Annotated in this window: 19 protein-coding genes; 1 reads left to right on the forward strand and 18 read right to left on the reverse strand. The window is 61.0% G+C overall.

The window, feature by feature from the left end:
- Positions 1–24: 24 nt before the first annotated feature.
- From cheZ to ACZ415_RS03335, 16 genes are all read right to left on the reverse strand, one after another.
- Positions 25–720 carry a protein phosphatase CheZ gene (gene cheZ, locus ACZ415_RS03260; protein ID WP_344703784.1) on the reverse strand — a complete coding sequence of 232 codons (696 nt, stop codon included), beginning with the start codon at positions 718–720 and terminating at the stop codon, positions 25–27.
- A 37-nt stretch (positions 721–757) separates the two neighbouring features.
- On the reverse strand, positions 758–1147 hold the full coding sequence (gene cheY / locus ACZ415_RS03265) for a chemotaxis response regulator CheY (protein WP_344703786.1): 390 nt from the start codon (positions 1145–1147) through the stop codon (positions 758–760).
- Positions 1148–1261: 114 nt separating this feature from the next.
- Positions 1262–2737, reverse strand: coding sequence for a methyl-accepting chemotaxis protein (locus tag ACZ415_RS03270; protein ID WP_344703788.1), 1476 nt, complete (start codon positions 2735–2737; stop codon positions 1262–1264).
- Between the two features lie 21 nt (positions 2738–2758).
- The gene (locus ACZ415_RS03275) at positions 2759–3820 is read right to left on the reverse strand and encodes a protein-glutamate methylesterase/protein-glutamine glutaminase (RefSeq protein ID WP_344703790.1); all 1062 of its coding nucleotides are present in this window, start codon (positions 3818–3820) and stop codon (positions 2759–2761) included.
- Positions 3821–3880: 60 nt separating this feature from the next.
- Entirely contained in the window at positions 3881–4747 is an 867-nt protein-coding gene (gene cheR / locus ACZ415_RS03280) for a protein-glutamate O-methyltransferase CheR (RefSeq protein WP_344703792.1), read from the reverse strand.
- Positions 4748–4808: 61 nt separating this feature from the next.
- Positions 4809–5309, reverse strand: coding sequence for a chemotaxis protein CheW (gene cheW, locus ACZ415_RS03285; protein WP_344703794.1), 501 nt, complete (start codon positions 5307–5309; stop codon positions 4809–4811).
- Positions 5306–7675, reverse strand: coding sequence for a chemotaxis protein CheW (locus tag ACZ415_RS03290; protein ID WP_344703796.1), 2370 nt, complete (start codon positions 7673–7675; stop codon positions 5306–5308). The genes cheW and ACZ415_RS03290 overlap by 4 nt, the downstream gene beginning before the upstream one ends.
- Before the next feature lie 72 nt (positions 7676–7747).
- Positions 7748–8698, reverse strand: a complete 951-nt coding sequence (motB, locus tag ACZ415_RS03295; protein ID WP_344703798.1) for a flagellar motor protein MotB — start codon at positions 8696–8698, stop codon at positions 7748–7750.
- Positions 8695–9564 carry a flagellar motor stator protein MotA gene (motA, locus tag ACZ415_RS03300; RefSeq protein ID WP_344703800.1) on the reverse strand — a complete coding sequence of 290 codons (870 nt, stop codon included), beginning with the start codon at positions 9562–9564 and terminating at the stop codon, positions 8695–8697. Before motA ends, motB begins: the two co-directional genes overlap by 4 nt.
- A 79-nt stretch (positions 9565–9643) precedes the next feature.
- Entirely contained in the window at positions 9644–10228 is a 585-nt protein-coding gene (gene flhC / locus ACZ415_RS03305; RefSeq protein WP_344703802.1) for a flagellar transcriptional regulator FlhC, read from the reverse strand.
- Positions 10225–10557 carry a flagellar transcriptional regulator FlhD gene (gene flhD / locus ACZ415_RS03310; RefSeq protein ID WP_344703804.1) on the reverse strand — a complete coding sequence of 111 codons (333 nt, stop codon included), beginning with the start codon at positions 10555–10557 and terminating at the stop codon, positions 10225–10227. Before flhD ends, flhC begins: the two co-directional genes overlap by 4 nt.
- A gap of 105 nt (positions 10558–10662) precedes the next feature.
- Positions 10663–10941 (reverse strand): EscU/YscU/HrcU family type III secretion system export apparatus switch protein, encoded by a 279-nt coding sequence (locus tag ACZ415_RS03315; protein WP_344703806.1) that lies wholly within the window; start codon positions 10939–10941, stop codon positions 10663–10665.
- Complete coding sequence (gene fliK, locus ACZ415_RS03320) at positions 10934–12163, reverse strand: flagellar hook-length control protein FliK (RefSeq protein ID WP_344703808.1); 1230 nt, start codon at positions 12161–12163, stop codon at positions 10934–10936. Before fliK ends, ACZ415_RS03315 begins: the two co-directional genes overlap by 8 nt.
- Positions 12160–12576, reverse strand: coding sequence for a flagellar protein FliT (locus ACZ415_RS03325; RefSeq protein ID WP_344703810.1), 417 nt, complete (start codon positions 12574–12576; stop codon positions 12160–12162). The genes fliK and ACZ415_RS03325 overlap by 4 nt, the downstream gene beginning before the upstream one ends.
- A gap of 7 nt (positions 12577–12583) precedes the next feature.
- Entirely contained in the window at positions 12584–13000 is a 417-nt protein-coding gene (gene fliS / locus ACZ415_RS03330) for a flagellar export chaperone FliS (RefSeq protein ID WP_344703812.1), read from the reverse strand.
- A 136-nt stretch (positions 13001–13136) separates the two neighbouring features.
- Positions 13137–14825, reverse strand: coding sequence for an HD domain-containing phosphohydrolase (locus ACZ415_RS03335; RefSeq protein WP_344703814.1), 1689 nt, complete (start codon positions 14823–14825; stop codon positions 13137–13139).
- Positions 14826–15012: 187 nt separating this feature from the next.
- Here ACZ415_RS03335 and ACZ415_RS03340 point away from each other — a divergent pair, with 187 nt between their 5' ends.
- A complete protein-coding gene (locus tag ACZ415_RS03340) occupies positions 15013–15381 on the forward strand; it encodes a flagellar protein FlaG (protein ID WP_344703816.1) in 369 nt (122 codons plus the stop codon).
- Positions 15382–15721: 340 nt separating this feature from the next.
- Here ACZ415_RS03340 and ACZ415_RS03345 read toward each other — a convergent pair whose 3' ends face one another.
- On the reverse strand, positions 15722–16879 hold the full coding sequence (locus ACZ415_RS03345; protein ID WP_311882712.1) for an IS701 family transposase: 1158 nt from the start codon (positions 16877–16879) through the stop codon (positions 15722–15724).
- 67 nt (positions 16880–16946) lie between these two features.
- Positions 16947–17276 (reverse strand): flagellar hook-basal body complex protein FliE, encoded by a 330-nt coding sequence (gene fliE / locus ACZ415_RS03350; RefSeq protein WP_344701224.1) that lies wholly within the window; start codon positions 17274–17276, stop codon positions 16947–16949.
- Positions 17277–17559: the final 283 nt, after the last annotated feature.

A 17559-nucleotide genomic window follows, 5' to 3' on the forward strand; every position in this document is an offset into this window, starting at 1 on the left:
TAAAACGCCCCGCGCCCGGCAGGGTTAAAATCCCAGATTGTCGAGCAGGTCGTCGACCTGATCCTGGTCGGATACGACGTCGGGCACATCATCCTTGACTTGCGGGCCGTTCAAAAGCTCGTCGTCGCGTCGTGCACTGTCGCTTTTCCACTGATCCTCGGCCTTGCGCTGCAGGGTTTTCCGTGCCTGGGCTTCGGGCATGCTGTCGATGAGCACCTGGACGAGCTGCTGTTCGATCGCGCGGATCACGTCCATCATCTTTTTGATCACCTGGCCTGTCAGGTCCTGAAAGTCCTGGGCCATCATGATTTCCAGCAGCTCTTTATGGGTGGCGGCGGTCATATCCGGCACCTCACCGAGGTACGCCCGGGTGTCTTTGACCAGCGCCTTGGCATCGCCCAGCTCCTGCGGGGCCTGAAACCACGCATCCCAGCGGGCATCCAGCTTTTGGGCAGCTTCACTGAGCCGGTCTTGCACAGGCTGGGCGCGATCGATGGCGTTCAGCGAGCGCTCGGCGGCCTGTTCGGTCATCGCCGCTACGTAATGAAGGCGATCGCGAGCGTCGGGAATGGCCTCGGCGGCCTTTTCCACCTCTTTGTCCAGGCCCAGTTCGCGCATGTTCTCGTGGAGCATACGCGTCAGCTTGCCAATACGCTGAATCAGTTCTTCGGGGGCCTCTTCAGACGGCTTGGCAAAACCGCTCGGCTTATGCTGGCTCATGGTCATGTCTCCCTGCTTTCCCGCACTGTGTCACCGCTTATTTACCCATCTTGTCGAAAATCTTGTTGAGCTTTTCTTCCAGCGTGGCGGCGGTAAAGGGTTTGACCACGTAGCCGTTGGCTCCGGCCTGGGCGGCGGCGATAATGTTTTCCTTTTTGGCCTCGGCCGTTACCATCAGCACCGGCAAGTCTTTAAGCGCATCGTCCTGGCGAATTTCCTTGAGCATTTCCAGCCCGTCCAGGTTGGGCATGTTCCAGTCGGATACGACAAACTCGAAATTGCCCGCCCGCAGTTTGTTCAGCGCATCCTGGCCGTCTTCTGCTTCTTCCACGTTGGTAAAGCCAAGCTCTTTGAGCAGGCTGCGCACGATGCGGCGCATGGTGGGAAAATCGTCGATCACCAGAAAACTCATGTTCTTGTCGGCCATTGCGTTTCCTCTTGCGTACAGTTGGTATTCATGGCGTGCAGCGCTGCCGGCAGGGCCGGCTGCCTGTCATAAAAAAAGGGATGAAAATTCTTTAAAACTCTTCCCAAAAATTCTTTAAAACTCTTCCCAGTCGTCCAGCTCATCCTTGGCCGGCGCCGGTGTGCTACGCGATGCGCCCGCGTAGGTGGGCCGAACGGCACTGCTCGCCGCAGCCGGCAGCGCCGGCGAACGCACGCCCGGCGACGAGCCCGCCTGTTGGCCGGCCAGGCGAAACACCGCAACGGTGTCTTGCAGCTGGCCGGCCTGTTCCTTGAGCGCCTCGGCGGCGGTGGAGGCCTGCTGGACGAGCGTGGCGTTTTGCTGGGTCACCTGATCCATCTGCCCCACGGCCTGGCTTACCTGCTCGATACCGTCGCTTTGCTCCTGGGAGGCGGCGGAGATTTCATCCATGATGTCGGTTACCCGGCGCACCGAGGTGAGCGTATCGGCCATGGTCGAGCCGGCCTGTTCGACCTGCGTCGACCCTTCATTTATCTGGGTCACCGAGGCGTCAATCAAGGTCTTGATTTCGCTTGCGGCATCGGCGCTGCGGCTTGCCAGGTTGCGCACTTCCGCGGCAACGACGGCAAAGCCGCGCCCTTGCTCGCCGGCACGGGCGGCCTCGACCGAGGCGTTAAGCGCAAGAATGTTGGTTTGAAAGGCAATGGAGTCGATCAGCCCGGTAATATCGGCCACCTGCCGAGAACTTTGGGAGATGCCGTGCATGGTCTTGACCACTTCGTCGACCACCGCACCGCCGCGTTCAGCGGTTTGCGCCGCTTCCTGGGCCAAACCGTTGGCTTGGCGCGCGTTTTCTGCGTTCTGGCGCACCGTCGCCGTCAGCTCTTCCATGCTTGAGGCGGTCTGCTGCAGCGAGGCCGCCTGCTCTTCGGTACGCGAGGACAGATCGGCGTTGCCCCCGGCAATGTCCTGGGAGCGGGCGTGAATGTTGCCGCTGCCCTCGCGAACGTTGCCCACGATGCCGACCAGACTTGTCTGCATCTGGCGCATGGTAGCAAAGAGCTGGCCGATTTCGTTGCGGCTGTCCACTTTGATGTCTTCGCTCAGATCCGCCCGGGCGATGGCTTCCAGCCGGGCAACGGCTTCGCGCAGGGGAACAACCAGCACCTTGCGAATGCCCAGGTACAAAAGCAGCGTCAGCAGCGAAGACAGCGCAAGCACGGCAATGCCTGCCACGGCAAAGTCGGCGCGCCTTTGCCGGTAGTCGCTCACCACTTTGGCTCCGCGGCCGCCGGTGATCGCCGCAAGCTGCTGCGAGGCATCGTCGAGCCGGCGCAGCGCCCCGTCCCTCTCGGCGTTCGAGGGGGCACCGCTTGCCAGCACCTCGCGGGCCCGGGCGATCTGCTCACCTGTGCGGTTTACAACTTCTACGTGTTCGGCGTTAAAGCTTTTCAGCGCCAGCAGGCTATCGTTGGCCGACTGGCTTGCCATCCAGCCAAGAGCCGCTGTAAGCAGCACAAGCGCAAGGGAGCACAGCATCACCCCGTTAATGACTTGGCTAATACGGAATCGGCGTAGCAGCGTACCCATGAGGCTCTCCTTGGCGGCAGATTAGACGCGCTGCGCATGGCCGGAGGCCGCGACCAGCGACAGCATGCGCCCGGGAATGTCATCGAGTGCCAGCACCTCCTGGGCCGCGCCGGCGGCCATCGCTTCGCGCGGCATGCCAAAGACCACGCAGGAGGCTTCGTTTTGCGCAAGCGTCGCTGCACCGGCCTGGCGCATTTCCAACAGTCCCTGAGCCCCGTCTTTGCCCATGCCGGTGAGAATCACGCCGATCGCATTTTTTCCCGCCTGCTGGGCGGCCGAGCGAAACAGCACATCCACCGATGGACGATGCCGATTGACCGGCGGGCCGCTATCAAGCCGGGCAACATAGTTCGCCCCGCTGCGCGCCAGTTTCAGGTGCTGATCACCGGGGGCAATATAGGCATGACCCGGCAGCACCCGCTCGCCGTCCGTGGCCTCCTTGACGGTAACCCGGCACAGGCGGTTGAGCCGTTCGGCAAACGAGCGGGTAAACCCGCCGGGCATGTGCTGGGTGATCAAAATTGCCGGCGCGTTGGCCGGCAAGGGTTCAAGCACCGCCCGAATGGCTTCGGTGCCGCCGGTGGAAGCACCGATGATGATCAGTTTTTCGCTGGATACCATCGGCGCACTCAGCTCTTTTCTCGGCGGCGTGTTTTTGTGGCGTGCCTGGCGCGGCCGCGAGCGCGCCGCGGCGCGCAGCTTCTCGGCGATCTCGGCGGCATATTCCATCATGCCGCTGCGAATCCCCAGGCCGGGCTTGGCGACGAAATCCAGCGCGCCAAGCTCCAGCGCTTTCAGGGTGATTTCCGAGCCGGACTGGGTCAACGACGACACCATCAGTACCGGCATGGGCCGCAGGCGCATCAGTCGTTCGAGAAAATCCAACCCGTCCATGCGCGGCATTTCCACGTCCAGCGTGATGACGTCGGGATTGTGCTGCTTGATCAAATCGCGCGCCACCAGCGGGTGCGGCGCCACGGCAACCACCTCCATGTCCGGCTGGGCATTGATAATTTCGGTGAGCAGATCCCGAATCAACGCCGAGTCGTCAACGCAGATGACTTTTATTTTCTTTGTGCTCAAGGCACGCCTCCTGTGACCTGGACGACGGACGCACCAGCGCGTCCTGCTGGCGATCTCATGCTACTTTGCCAGGGTATAAACGGTTTGCCCGCGCAGCTTGAACTCGGGGCTGATGTAGGAAAAGTTTTCGGAATGGCCGGCAAACAATAGCCCGTCCGGCTTGAGCAGCGGCGCAAAGCGCCGAAGAATATCCGCCTGGGTCTGTTTGTCGAAATAAATCATGATATTGCGACAGAAAATGGCATCGAAAGGCCCGTCCAGCGGCCAGCGCGGCGCCAGCAAATTCAACGGCATGAACTCCACCATCGCGCAAAGCTCCGAGCGCACCCGGGCAAAACCGGCATGGCGCCCCGTGCCGCGCTGGAAAAAGCGCTTCATGCGCGCCTGGTCAAGCTTGCGCACCTGCTCCAGCGGATACACCCCCGCCTGGGCTCGCTTGAGCGCATCGGTATCGATGTCGGTGGCCACAATGCGGGACTGGCTGGCCTGTGCGCCCAGGGTTTCCTGCAGCGTCATGGCCAGCGAATAAGGCTCCTCGCCGGTGGAGGCGGCAGCGCACCATATCTTGACCGGCCCGCGCACCTGGCGTACGTGCTCGGCCAGCAGCGGAAAATGGTGCGCCTCGCGAAAAAAGGCCGTCAGGTTTGTGGTCAGCGCGTTGGTAAAAGCCTGCCACTCGCGCGCCTCCGGCTGCTGCTTGAGCCGCGCCAGATAGTCGCTAAAACGCGTCAAGCCGTGGTGGCGCAGCCGTTTGGCCAAACGGCTGTAGACCATTTCGCGCTTGTGTTCTGCCAGCACAATGCCGGCACGCTGATAGATCAGCTCGCAAATGCAGCGAAAGTCGGCATCGGTGAGAATAAGATCGCGCGCGGCGTAGTCGCCGCTGCGCTTAACACCGGTATCCGTGCCGGCAGCAAATTCACTCAAAACGACTCCTTTAGCCTGACAGGCGCCTGTTTTTCGGCGCTTGCGTGCCGAATCGGCAACGCTACGATTCCTGGGTGCTGTCGACCAGGGCCATTTCCTCGCTGGTGAGCAGCTTGTCGATATCCACCAGTACCAGCATGCGATCGTCAAGGCTGCCAAGGCCGTTGAGGAAATCCGAGGACAGCGTCACGCCGAATTCCGGCGCCGGCTTGATCTGCTCCGGGGTCAGCGTCATCACATCAGACACGCTGTCAACCACGATGCCGACAATACGATCGGCCACGTTGACCACGATCACCACGGTCTGGCCGCCATACTCGACGTTTTCCAGACGGAATTTGATGCGCAGATCGACAATGGGCACGATGACCCCGCGCAGGTTGGTCACGCCCTTGATAAAGTCCGGGGCGTTGGCAATCCGGGTGACGTTTTCATAGCCGCGAATTTCCTGCACCTTGAGAATATCAATGGCATATTCTTCATCGCCCAAAGAAAACACCAGAAACTCGCGGTTTTCCGCTTCGGCAGCGGCGAGCACCGCATCGTTGTTGGCTTGGCTCATGACGGCTCAGCCTCCTTTTTGGACAGGACCGTGGGGGAATCGCCGGTATGTCGGCCGGCTTCTTTCTGCTTGCGGCTCAGGCGATGCAGGCCGGTAATGTCAAGAATCAGGGCAACGCTGCCGTCACCCAGAATCGTCGCGGCGGACACGCCCTGAACCTTGCGATAGTTGTCTTCCAGGTTTTTGACCACCACCTGCTGCTGGCCAACCAGCTCGTCGACCAGCATGGCATAGCGCCGCCCTTCCCCCTGAACGATCACCGCAATGCTCTTGGTCGGATCGGTAATGGCATCCTTGACGTCAAGCACTTCGTGAATGGCGATCACCGGCAGGTACTCGTCGCGGACCTTGAGCACGACGTCGTCGCCGGCCATGGCGTACATATCCTCCCGGGCCGGCTGCAGCGATTCCAGCACGGCGGAAAGCGAGAGAATAAACGTTTCGCTGCCCACCTTGATCGACATGCCGTCGAGAATCGCCAGGGTCAGCGGCAGCACGATACGCGTGTTGGTACCTTCGCCCTTTTTCGACTGAATTTCCACACGGCCGCCCATGCCCTGGATATTACGCTTGACCACGTCCATGCCCACGCCGCGGCCGGAAACGTCGGTCACTTCGCTGGCCGTGGAAAAACCCGGGGCGAAGATCAGCTGCCAGACGTCTTCATCGGACATGGTATCGGACACGTTGAGGCCGTTTTCCCGGGCCTTGGCCAACAGCCGCTCGCGATCCATGCCGGCACCGTCATCCTTGACCTCAATCAGGATATTGCCCCCTTGATGCCGCGCCGCCAGCGTTAGCCTGCCGGTACGCGGCTTGCCGGCCGCTTCGCGTTCGTCGGGCATTTCGATGCCGTGATCGAGGCTGTTGCGCACCAGGTGGGTAAGCGGGTCGGTGATACGCTCTACCAGGCTTTTATCAAGCTCGGTGGACTTGCCTTCGGTCACCAGTTCGATGTCTTTTTCCAGCTTACCGGCGGTATCGCGCACCACTCGGGGAAAGCGGCTGAAGACAAATTCCATGGGAATCATGCGGATCGACATGACCGCTTCCTGCAGATCGCGGGCATTGCGCTGCAAAAGGTTCATGCCGTTTTGCAGTGCACCGTTATCGTTGGCCTGAGCATCCAGATCGCTGACCGTCTGATCCAGCATCGACTGGGTGATAATCAGCTCGCCGACCAGGTTAATAATCTGGTCGACCTTGTCCACCGATACGCGGATAGAGGACGACTCGGCGCCGGCCTTTTTCTTTTTCGGCTTGGACTTGGGCTTGGGTTTGGGTTTGGGCTTCGGCGGCGCCTTGGGCGTATCTGCCGCGGCGCTTTCCGGCTGTGCCGGGGTATCCGCCTGCTGCTCGGGCGCCTGCGGGGCGGCAGGCGCTGCGGCGACGGCCGGCTCAGCGGTTTTTTCCGGCTCATCGTCCGCTGCGGGCGCTATATCGATTTGGCCCGGCTCAACAATAAAGCACATGACCGCTTCGATATCGTCTGCGCTGGTCGAACCGCGGAGAATGATCTCGTAGCGCGCCTCGTCTCCGGACTGCTCCACGATTGTGCCCAACTGATTCAGCTCTTCGACCAGCAGCGCACGGTCTTTTTCGTCAACGCCCAGCAGCAGCACGCGCAGCGCCTGCTCTGCTGAGGCAGAGCTCGCCGCGGGCGTGATGTCTACCTGTTCGGGCTCAACGATAAAGCACATGACCGCTTCGATATCGTCGGCCGCAGTCGTTGTGCTGATCGTCACCTCGTAGCGAGCATCATCGCCTGCCTGTTCAAGCACCGTTCCCAGCTGTGCTAGCTCTTCGACCAGCAGCGCGCGATTTTTCTCGTCTACGCCCAGCAGCACAACGCTAAGCGTGGCTTCGCTCTCGTCGTCGGCGGGCGAGGCGTTAGCGGTATCTTTTTCAGGTGCCGTCTCTGGCGCGGGCTCGGATGGCGCAGCCGCTGCGGGCGCGCCGGCGGCCTCAAGCTCTTTGCCCATTTCTTCCAGGGCAATTTGCTGCAAGGCCTGGCAGATGCGCTCAAAGGTTTCGCGATCGGGCTCTTCCTCGTTGCGATAGGCATTTAGCTGGTCGTGCATGATGTCTTTGGCCTCTAAAAACGTATCAACGAGGTCGGTACGCAGCGCAAGCTCACCTTGGCGCGCGTGATCAAGCAGGTTTTCGAAGATATGCGTGGTTTTTTGCAGCACGCTAAAACCAAAAGTGCCCGCGCCGCCCTTGATCGAGTGGGCGGCACGAAAAATGGCGTTGAGCTGCTCACCGTCCGGATTATCCACATCCAGGGCCAAAAGGTGCTGCTCCATGTCGGCGAGCAGCTCTTCGGCCTCTTCAAAAAACGTATCGAAAAAATCGGTTATATCCATGCCGTCCCACCTTGCCAGCTCGTCGTTGTATACCTTGAAGTGCGCTGCACCCGCCTTACTTTGCTGCGGCGTCTATTTTGCTACGGCGTCTATCACGCCCGCCGGGACGTTGATCTCTACACCTGTTTCGCTTTCTACCGCTGGCGCTACGGTTTTTTTGCCCGGCAGCGGTGAGGGCATCTCGGTCATGACGTTCGGCCGACGAATCGCCCGGGCAATCTCCGGCAGCAAGACCAAAAGCTCGATCCGGCGATTGGCCGGATCATCGGGCTGGGTATCCGGTAAAACGACCCGATCGGCAAAGCCGGATACGCGCAACAGCTGAGCCGGGTCCAGCCCGCCGGCAATCAGTTCGCGCCGTGAGGCGTTGGCGCGTTCGCTGGACAGCTCCCAGTTGCTGTAGCCTCGGAAGTTACCGGCGTAGGCGACGCTGTCAGTATGGCCGCTGATGCTTAAATCATTGGGCAGCTCGTTGAGCAGCGGCGCGATCGTACGCAGCAGATTGCGCATATACGGCTCGACCTGATCGCTGCCGAGTTTGAACATGGGCCGCTGCTCGGTATCAAAAAGCTGAATACGCAAGCCTTCACGGGTCAGATCAAAGTGCATCTGGTCGCGCATCTGACGCAGCTCTTCGTCCTCGGCGATTGCCCGCTCGATACGCTCTTGCACGTTGCGAAAAAAACGCCTTTCCTCAACGCTTGGGCGCGAACGCTGCAGGCTGTCAATGCGCGCGCGCTCGCCTTCGCTGTAGGTGGGATCCGGCCCACCGCCGGGAATCGGGCTGGTGCTTCCCGACCCCTCCCCACCGGTAATCGCGGTAACCAGCGGCGTGCTGAAATATTCGGCAACCCCCTGGCGCTGCTCTTTGCTTGCCGTGCTCAGTATCCACATCACCAGAAACAAGGCCATCAGCGCGGTCATGAAATCTGCCAGCGCGATCTTCCAGGCGCCGCCGTGGTGGCCCTGCACCACCTTCTTGCGCCGGATGACAATCGGGCGCCGCTGTTCCCCTTGGCTCATGCACCGCCTGCTTTCTTGGCTTCGCGCACATAGTCTTCCAGCTCAGAAAACGTCGGCCGCTCTGCAATGTGCAGCGCTTTACGCCCGAACTCAATGGCGATCTGCGGGGCGTAGCCGTGCAGGCTGGCCAGCAGCGTCACGCGGATGCACTGCAGCATTTTTTCCGCTTCCTTGGCCTGACGATCCAAGTGGCTGGCGGCCGGCATGATAAAGCCGTAGCCCAATAAAATACCCAAAAAGGTGCCCACCAGGGCATGGGCAATCATTTCTCCCATTTGCGAGGCGCTGGCATCGGCATAGGTCAAGGCCTTGACCACCCCCATCACCGCCGCCACGATGCCAAACGCCGGCATGGCATCGCCCACCTTGTGAATGGCATCGATCGGAATGTGCGCCTCCTGCTCGAAGCCTTCGATTTCGTGGAGCATCAGCTCGTCGATTTCCATGGGCTCCATGCCGCCGCTGACCATCAGGCGCAGGTAGTCCGTTAAAAAATTCAGAATGTGCGAGTCGGCCAAAAGCGCCGGGTGCTCCTGGAACAGCGCACTTTCTTCGGGATTGTCGATATCCCGCTCGATGCCCAGCATACCTTCTCGGCGAATTTTCGACAGCAGTTTGAACTGCAGCGCCATCAGCTCCATGTACAAGGCCCGGTTGTACTTTTTGGTGCGACGCAGCTTGGGGAAAATCTTGAGCGTGGCCTTGATGGCCTTGCCGTTGTTGGACGCAATGAAAGCCCCTACGCCGGCCCCGCCGATGATCAAAAGCTCCAGAGGCTGGTAGATAGGCCCCAGGCTGCCGCCGGCAAGCACATAGCCACCAAACACCGACAGCATTACCACGAAATAACCTAGCAACAGAATCACGGGCGGAGTCCTTTGGCCTTTATCGTAAACGGGCGCTGCGACGCACATCGGCCGGCGCTATGCGTGGGGCCGGGCTATCTTATCGCGTCGGCCGTACCGCACCGTTGTTGAGTGATTGATCCTGGCGGGCGGCGTTTTTTTCTGCCTTGGTCCTGCGCGTCTTGCCGGCCCGAGACGGCGGCTGGCAGATGCCGCACACGTAGTCTTGGGTGGGGGTATGCGCATGGCTGACAAAGCGCCCGGCGCAGCGTGTGCAGGTCGACAGCTGCAGGATATCGCTTTCAAAAAAGCGCACCAGCGTCCATGCTCGGGTGAGCCCCAGCACCGGCTCGGCATTTTCCAGCTGCATTTGCTCGTCGTAGAGCCGATATGCTTTGACAAAGGCTTCAATTCGCTCGCAGCACGTCTGCTCCATAAAGCTTACATACATCGTATAAAAAAGCGACGAGTGGATATTGGGCAGCCAGGTAATAAACCAGTCGGCGGAAAAAGGCAGCATCCCCTTGGGCGGCGAAGTGCCGCGGACTTCCTTGTACAGCCGGATCAGTCGGGTGCGGCTAAGTTCGGTTTCGGTTTCAAGCACCTGAAGCCGCGCGCCCAGCTCGATAAGCTCAATCGCCAGCTGTACCTGGTGCATTTCATCCATCAGGCTTTTCTGGCTCACCGACGCGCCCTTTCATCCGGGCGTTCAAACGGGGTATCGGCGAGCAGCAGCGCCGCATGCAGCCCGGATAATCCCTGATCGCGCGGATCCTGGGTTACCTGTTGCAGGCGCTGGGCGCTAATGCTGGCAAAATGACACAGCAGCTGGTTGCTGCGCGACAGCTGCGTGAGCTGGCGCGCGTTGAGGGAAAGCAGCAGGTCGGCCGTCTCTGCGTCTACCTTCAAGCGGAACATGCCGGCTTCACGATCCTCTCCCAGCAGCCGCTGTGCCAGCAGCAAATAGGCCAGGTTCATTTCCTGTATTTCATCAATAAAGCTCGTTTGACTCATGGCATCGCTTTCGGTTTAGCGCAAATATTGGCGTTGTTTTTTTGCGCTTTTTTGCACATTACATTTTTAAACAGTGCCTACAATGCAAGTATGAGGCGCCGAGTGTCAACGTAACGGCGTAATATCCTCCCCGGAAAGCTCAAAAACCCAGACCAAAAGCTCTGCGATCACCTGATACAGGCTAGCGGGTATCTCCTCGTCGATATTGAGCTGCATCAACAGGGCAACGATCTCCGGGGCATCGTGGACATAAATGCCCTGACGCTGGGCTTCAGACATAATGCGCTCGGCAAGCTCGCCATAGCCCTTGGCCACCACGCGCGGCGCGTTGTCCTGGCCCTGATACGCTAACGCAACGGCTCGGCGGCGCTGCTCTTCACTCATCGCTATCCTCGCTCAAATAGCGCGCCTGCACGTTAACCTGCTTCAGCGCCAGCGCAGACAGCCGCGCTTCCAGCTGCCCCAGCCCCTGCTCCAGCCGCTCATGCACATGCCGGCTAGCGGTGGATAAATCCACGTTCAGCGTTTGCCGATACAGCCGCAAAGACACGTCAAACGCGCCCAGATCAGGCACTTCCAGGCGAAGGTCGGTCTGCCAGTTTTCCTGTGACGAAGCCCCGCCCCCGCTGTCTTCTTCACCTTGCTCTTCCTGCTTTGCCTGACGCTCGGGCACGGTGATCGCCAGCGCCATGAAAATGCCGGCCCATACGTCACCTTCCCAGCGAATGGTCGGCGTAACCAGCATTTCCAACTGCTGACGCACCAGCCCTTGAAGGCTTTCGTGTACCACATCTCGGGATCTATGCGCAGCGGCCTGCGTATCGCGCGTGCTGTTTATTTCTACGTCAGCGCCTTCTGCCCCGGCCGCAGCACCCGCAACCTGATGGGCCGTTGCCGAGCTTGGCAGCAGCACACTTCCCGGCGTGATGAAACCGGCGCTGCCGGTCGTGCCCTGGGGGGTAGTCGAGGCCTGGGCCGGCAGCGCAAAAGGCACCGGGGTCGGCAGCGACAGCAGCGGCGGCTGGGCTGCCACAGGATTACGCATCACGGCAGCACCCGCGCCGGCCAGCGCCCGGCTGCCGGTGGCCTCCGGTAACGCGCGCACGCCGAGCTGCATCTGCGGCTCGCGCAGCAGCTGCTGGCGCGACATATCACCTTGAAACCAGCGTTTGACATGGGCTTCGTAAAACAGTCCGCTATCGCGCACGCTGGCCTCCAGGCGCTGGGCCAGCACCTGGGGGGAGGCAGCCTCGGTTTCTGACATAAGCGGCGCCTGGGGGCGCAGCGCAGAAGGCGGCGCGGGAAAGCGCATCAATACATCGGCAAGGCTGCGCGCCGCGGGGCTGAAGTGCGTTTGCGTGGAACCGGGCGTACCCGACGGAAGTGCGGCGCCACGCTCGCTACCCGGCGCTGCCGGCAGCCGCCCGGCGTTACCGATGCGCGGATCGGCACGGGCGTCCAGGCGCGAGTCGCTGCGCAGCGCGCCGGGCCCTTCCCCCGCATCAACCGGCCGTACAGGCGGGTTGAGCTCCTTGGGTCCCGGCGTGCCTCCTTTGCCCAGCACCTGGTGCAAGAGGGTGTCGATCAGCGGCGTGATGGTGCTCACCGAGGCCTCGGTGCGTCGTCTTCTTCACGATGTGTGTAAAACGCATCGGTTTTGCCCTGCTGCGGGCCGTACGCGCGATGCAGACGCCGCTCTTTTTGCGACACGGCAATCAAGCGGCCAAGTTCATCGCGCCTTGCGACCAGCTGGCGGCGCGTGTGCGCGTCGTAGTCCAGTATACGCTCCAGCAGCTCGGCCTTGCGCTCCTGGTGCTTTGGGTCCAGCGCCACGGTAGCTTCCAGATCACGCAGCTTGTCCACAAGCATCAGGTAATGGGTGCGCTGATCGATCAGTTCAGCCCAGTGCCCGACGCTGGCCAGCTCGTGCATGTGCGCGGCGCTTTCCAGAAGCGCTGCATAAGCGTCCAGCAGCGCCTGCTGGGCGGTGGCACGCGGGGGATGAGTCGGCGCGCTCATGGAAACCTCATGCACTCTGCGACTGGCCGATGTCACGCCACGCAGACGCAATTTCATCCAGCAAGCTTTCCGCGCTGTCCAGGCTTTCCTGGTCATTGCGCAAGTTGGCCTGCAGCAGCAGCCGGGCGATGTAGTCATAGAGCGTTCCCAGCCGCTCGGCAATTTCACCGCCCTTTTCTTGATCGAGTGCTGCCATCAACCCGTTATTGACGATGTCCAGCGCCTTGGAAATGGACTTGCCCTTTTCCACAACGTTACCCGACTGCATGTGAATACGCGCCGCACGAATCGAGGCGCGGGCACCGTCAAACAGCATGACAATCAGCTGGTGCGGGCTTGCCGACATCACACCGCTTTCCACGCCGACCCGCGCATAGGCATCGGCTCCCTTACCGTAGGCGGCCGCTCCGCGAGAATAAGTCATAAACGTAGCCTCTTCTGTGTTCAACTCGCCACCCGTGCGTGCAGCGGCGATACGGATGCCGGCAGATTGCCGTGCCGGCAAAAAAAATATCGGCGGCCGGCGCCGTGACTTTAGTCGCCTGGCCGCTTTTCGCCCTTCAGGTTGATACCGCCACCTCGCTTACCGGCTTGCCCAGCCGCTCTGTCAGATTTTGGCGCACCTGCTCTTGCAGATTTTTGGCTGTGGGCGGCTCAGGGTGTGAAGTTATCTGCACTTCCAGCGGGTTGCCCTGGTCGTCAACGCGCAGCACCCAGGCCAGCTGCTCGCTGGAAAAACGCACCAGCGAGCCCACCGGCAGAACCTTGAAGTGGGCGACGTAACGCTTGATCCAGCGCGGATCAAACTGGGCCGGCTGGCGCAGCAGGTGGCGATAGACCTGCTGGACGGTACGCGCCGGGCGATCAGCACGATCACGGCGCATGGCTTCGACCACATCCACCACGGCGGCGGCACGCGCAAGCTCACCGAGCTGCTCACCGGTCACGCCTTCAGGATAGCCGCTGCCGTCCATGCGCTCGTTGATACCGCCGATCATCGCCCGGGCGACGCTTGCCGAAAGCCACTGGCAGCCGCGCAGCCGCTCTATAATCAGCGGCACGTGCTCTTGCAAGGCGCGGCGGTGCGAGTCGTCAAAGCGGTCCGCCTGGAACAGCACCTGCGGCACCAGCGCCTTGCCCAGATCGTGCACCATGGCGCTTGCCGCAACGGCCTTGCGCACCTCGGGCGGCATGCTGCCCCCGACCAGATCCAACAGCTGCACCGCCACCGCCAGGCTGTGGCGCACCAGCAGCGGTTCACGGGTCATGCAGCGCGTGGCGAACAGCAGCGCCTCGCGGTCTTCTTCGTGAAGGCGCAGCAAGCGATCGGCGTAGTAGGAAAGCTGGCGGGAATCCACGTTGCTGCCGCTTTGCAGCAGCAGCATCTGCGCGTCCAGAAACGCGGCCACCTTGGCCAGGCGTCGGGCAACGGGCGTGGCATAGTGGACAAACTGCCGCCGCCCGATATGCGCCTCCGCCGAGCGCTTTTGCGCTTCAAACAGCGGCGACGGCTGACGCTCGTCCTGGCCCTCCTTGCTATAGCGAGCGGATTCCCGCTCGATTTCACACACGAAATACCATATCTGGCGCTCTTGCTCGGCGCTGCACTGCGTAAAACACAGCCCGACGCGCAGCAGCTGCTGATCGGGATCGGTTTTCTGGTGTCGCACTTCGCCATGAATGGCGAAACGCGTGCCGTCCGGAAATGTCATTGTCAGCTCAAGCGGGCTGTCCTGGGCCTCGGCAAGAATGCCGCTCGCCGTTAGCGGCAGCTCCAGCTGGCAGCCGCTCTGGGACAGATCGCGCAGATCGCCCTGTACGGCGGCGTGATTGACGCCCTGAAGCGTCACGGTCACTTTCATGCCCATGCGCAGCTCGGCGCGAAACGCTTCACGGCGCTGCAGCACGCCAAGCGATGTGGGATAGTCGCTGCAGCATAGATAGCGCCCGCCCACGTACCGGACCTCGGTTAGTACCAGCCGCGGCGTGCGTACCACCTGCCCCCGGACCTGGCCACGCAGGTAAAACGCCTCTCCTGCCTGCAGCCGGGGCAGCCAGTGCTCAACCGACGACAGGTCCATGACCAGCACCTCCCCGGGATGCTGCTCTCGCAGCACAATCGGCTCAGGCCCGGCGGTGGCGTCAGCAAGGCACAGCGATGTGCCGCCGCTTTCAATAAGCGCCTCAAGCAGCTGTGCAATTTCTCTCGCCACGCCTACCGTTTCGTACTCTGTGTTCTGCACGTCCATTATTGCCCTGCTCCTGTGCGCGCCTTAAAGCAAACCGCCCGATCTTGTCAAACAAAACGTTTTATACTAAAGCTTTTTAGCGGCATTGCCGATACGCTACAGGTTGCCAGACAGGAAAAAACGGCGCGGCGACGATCAAACGGCCACACACGCAGCGTTGCAGCGCCACTGCCAAGAGGAAGGACTCATGCATTCTCCCTGGATTGATGCGTCAAGCACGCCTTCACCGCCAACGCTTCACGACACCGCCCCGCGACAGCGCCTGAAAGGCGCATTGAGCGCGCTGCCACCGGCGGATAGCGCACCTTTCGCACACCCGCATCCCCCCGCACCTCAGCCGCTCAGCAGCGCCGATCTGGTCGACCCCGTGCAGCGCATCAACAGCGTTATGCGCCAGCACGGCCTGGAGTTCGACCTGAGCGACGAGCGCGTTGTCACCCGCGTGATCGATCGCGAATCAGGCGAGCTCATCCGCCAGATTCCGGCAGAAGAGGTGCTGCGTATCGCCGAACGGCTGAACGAGCGGCAGGGCAATCTCGTCTCTTCCCGGGCATAGCCGGTCATACAGCACGCAGGCCATGTACAAAGCTGTGCGTACATGCGCGCAGAGCCGTACACCGCTACGTACACCGCCGTACACAAAAGAGGGCGCTGCGCGGCTAGCACAGCACCCGGTAATGGCATACAGTCTGCTTGGCGCCGGGCCTAGTACTACAGTCGTAACTACAGCCGTGATCGTTCATGCATTGCCATCCGGGCTTGCTGCTGCCGACAGTGGCACTGCCAAGCCCGGTACTGGTGCTTTCGTCGCCAGTCCGACCAATGAAGCACATGGGACAGGGCCTGTTGTCCTTGCCATAGACATCTCCCGATTAGTCGCCTGAGCTCGGAGAGTGTCAACTGAATCCTGTCGGTACGAGTTTTTTTTGCTGGTGACTCGCTTGCCGTATCGCCACCAGCAAGGCGTGGGCGAGCAGCGACAAAGTAATGTGGCGATGCCAACTGGCCCAGCGCCTCACCTCATACTCATCCAGACCGCATTCCCCCTTGGCCGTCTGAAAACCCTGCTCGATTTTCCAGCGCTGACCCGCGACTCGAACCAGCGTCTCTATCGATACCCAGTCCCTGGGCGCGTGGACCACATAATAGGCCAACTCATCCGGTGTCGAGAGGCTACGTCGGATCAGAAGATAATGGCCCCAGCGGCGTGCCTCTTCCGTAGGCTGCAGCCTTGTCAGCGGCGTCAACGCCCAGTCGTACCTGCGTTCGCCCTTGCTGCCTGAGCCAGCGGATAGGGTCTGCCATGCGTCATCCGGCAGTGCCGCCGCGATCTCGTCGGCTCGCGTGTACTGGAAACTCTTCCACCACAAGGGTTCGTTGCAAGCCACTTCTAAAACAAAGGGTTGTGAGCGATCCTCCAGCCACAGACGCAGGCTGCGGTTACCGCCATAGACGCTATCCCCCGTCACCCAGGCGGCCGGTATGTCCTGATCCATCGCGCGCTCCAGCATCCGGCGAGCGAGCTCGGGTTTGCTGGCAAATTCGACGTCATCAGGGATGCCCGCACGCCGACAACGCTCGCGGTCCTGTGTCCAGGATTTGGGCAAGTACAGGGCGCGATCCAGGAAGGCATGCCCTGCCGGGCTAGCGTAGAGAAGAAAGACCCCGATCTGACTATTTTCGATACGGCCGGCGGTGCCACTGTACTGGCGTTGCACGCCGGCCGAGTGCTGACCTTTCTTGATAAAGCCGGTCTCGTCCAGGACCAGGACACCCTCAGGCGAGCCCAGCGTATCGATGACCCATTGGCGGAGAATATCGCGTGCTGCGTCCGCATCCCAGCGGGCACGATCCAACAGGTACTGCACCCCATCTGGGGTGGCATCCCCGAGCCACTCGGCAAGATGCCAGCTATTCTTACGTTCGCACTGACTAAGCAGACCCTGGAGGTAGCGTAGTGCGCGATCGCGCGTTTCCGAACGCGGAAAGAGCGGGCCTAACCGATCTGCCAGGTCATCCAACAATGCTGAGACAGAGAGATCCAGTTCTTGCATCCTTCACCCTGTGATCGCTTCCATATCAACCACATGCATTGTAGCTTATTCAGTTACGACTGTAGTACTAGACCTGCATGTTCATTACGTCGCGATAGGCCGATACCATTCGGTTGCGCACCTGAAGCCCCATCTCAAAGGCGACGCCGGCCTTTTGCATGTCAACCATGACATCGTTGAGCGCCAGGTTGGAATCGCCGCGTTGAAACGCCTCGGCCTGGCTTGCCGCCGTCTGCTGCAGGTCGTTAATACGCTGTAGCGACGCTGCAAGCTCACCGCCAAAGCTGCCCGGCTGCTCAGCGGCCCCGGGCTGGGTGACTGTTTCAGGGCGCTGGCCGGCCTGACTCGCCAAACTTTGCATCTGCTGTAGCGCGGATTGAATTGCGGGCGTTGTCATGGGCATGCCTTTAACGCTAAAAAATGAAATAATGGCATAACATTACCATCGGCGCGATGAGCCTTATGCGAACAAATGCGTATAAAACTCCGGGCTTTTCCTACCTTCAGGGCAGGTCGATCACCGGATAATAGCGCTCATCACGCCTCCGCCTGCTATACCGGTGGCACTCATGCGCTGAGTCCACCCGCCTGCGGACCATCGCGATTGACGGATAACAGCCTATGCTTTCTTCGGTGATGCGCCTTGACCATCGCCGGTTTTGTCTGCTTACCCGGAGGGT

This window comes from Halomonas cibimaris, from assembly GCF_055379665.1.

Bases quoted from the DNA above. Each gene is read 5' to 3' on its own strand.
- cheZ (WP_344703784.1), bottom strand. From the start codon at position 720: ATGAGCCAGCATAAGCCGAGCGGTTTTGCCAAGCCGTCTGAAGAGGCC.
- cheY (WP_344703786.1), bottom strand. From the start codon at position 1,147: ATGGCCGACAAGAACATGAGTTTTCTGGTGATCGACGATTTTCCCACC.
- ACZ415_RS03270 (WP_344703788.1), bottom strand. From the start codon at position 2,737: ATGGGTACGCTGCTACGCCGATTCCGTATTAGCCAAGTCATTAACGGG.
- cheW (WP_344703794.1), bottom strand. From the start codon at position 5,309: ATGAGCCAAGCCAACAACGATGCGGTGCTCGCCGCTGCCGAAGCGGAA.
- ACZ415_RS03290 (WP_344703796.1), bottom strand. From the start codon at position 7,675: ATGGATATAACCGATTTTTTCGATACGTTTTTTGAAGAGGCCGAAGAG.
- motB (WP_344703798.1), bottom strand. From the start codon at position 8,698: ATGAGCCAAGGGGAACAGCGGCGCCCGATTGTCATCCGGCGCAAGAAG.
- flhD (WP_344703804.1), bottom strand. From the start codon at position 10,557: ATGAGTCAAACGAGCTTTATTGATGAAATACAGGAAATGAACCTGGCC.
- ACZ415_RS03315 (WP_344703806.1), bottom strand. From the start codon at position 10,941: ATGAGTGAAGAGCAGCGCCGCCGAGCCGTTGCGTTAGCGTATCAGGGC.
- ACZ415_RS03325 (WP_344703810.1), bottom strand. From the start codon at position 12,576: ATGAGCGCGCCGACTCATCCCCCGCGTGCCACCGCCCAGCAGGCGCTG.
- fliS (WP_344703812.1), bottom strand. From the start codon at position 13,000: ATGACTTATTCTCGCGGAGCGGCCGCCTACGGTAAGGGAGCCGATGCC.
- ACZ415_RS03335 (WP_344703814.1), bottom strand. From the start codon at position 14,825: ATGGACGTGCAGAACACAGAGTACGAAACGGTAGGCGTGGCGAGAGAA.
- ACZ415_RS03340 (WP_344703816.1), top strand. From the start codon at position 15,013: ATGCATTCTCCCTGGATTGATGCGTCAAGCACGCCTTCACCGCCAACG.
- ACZ415_RS03345 (WP_311882712.1), bottom strand. From the start codon at position 16,879: ATGCAAGAACTGGATCTCTCTGTCTCAGCATTGTTGGATGACCTGGCA.
- fliE (WP_344701224.1), bottom strand. From the start codon at position 17,276: ATGACAACGCCCGCAATTCAATCCGCGCTACAGCAGATGCAAAGTTTG.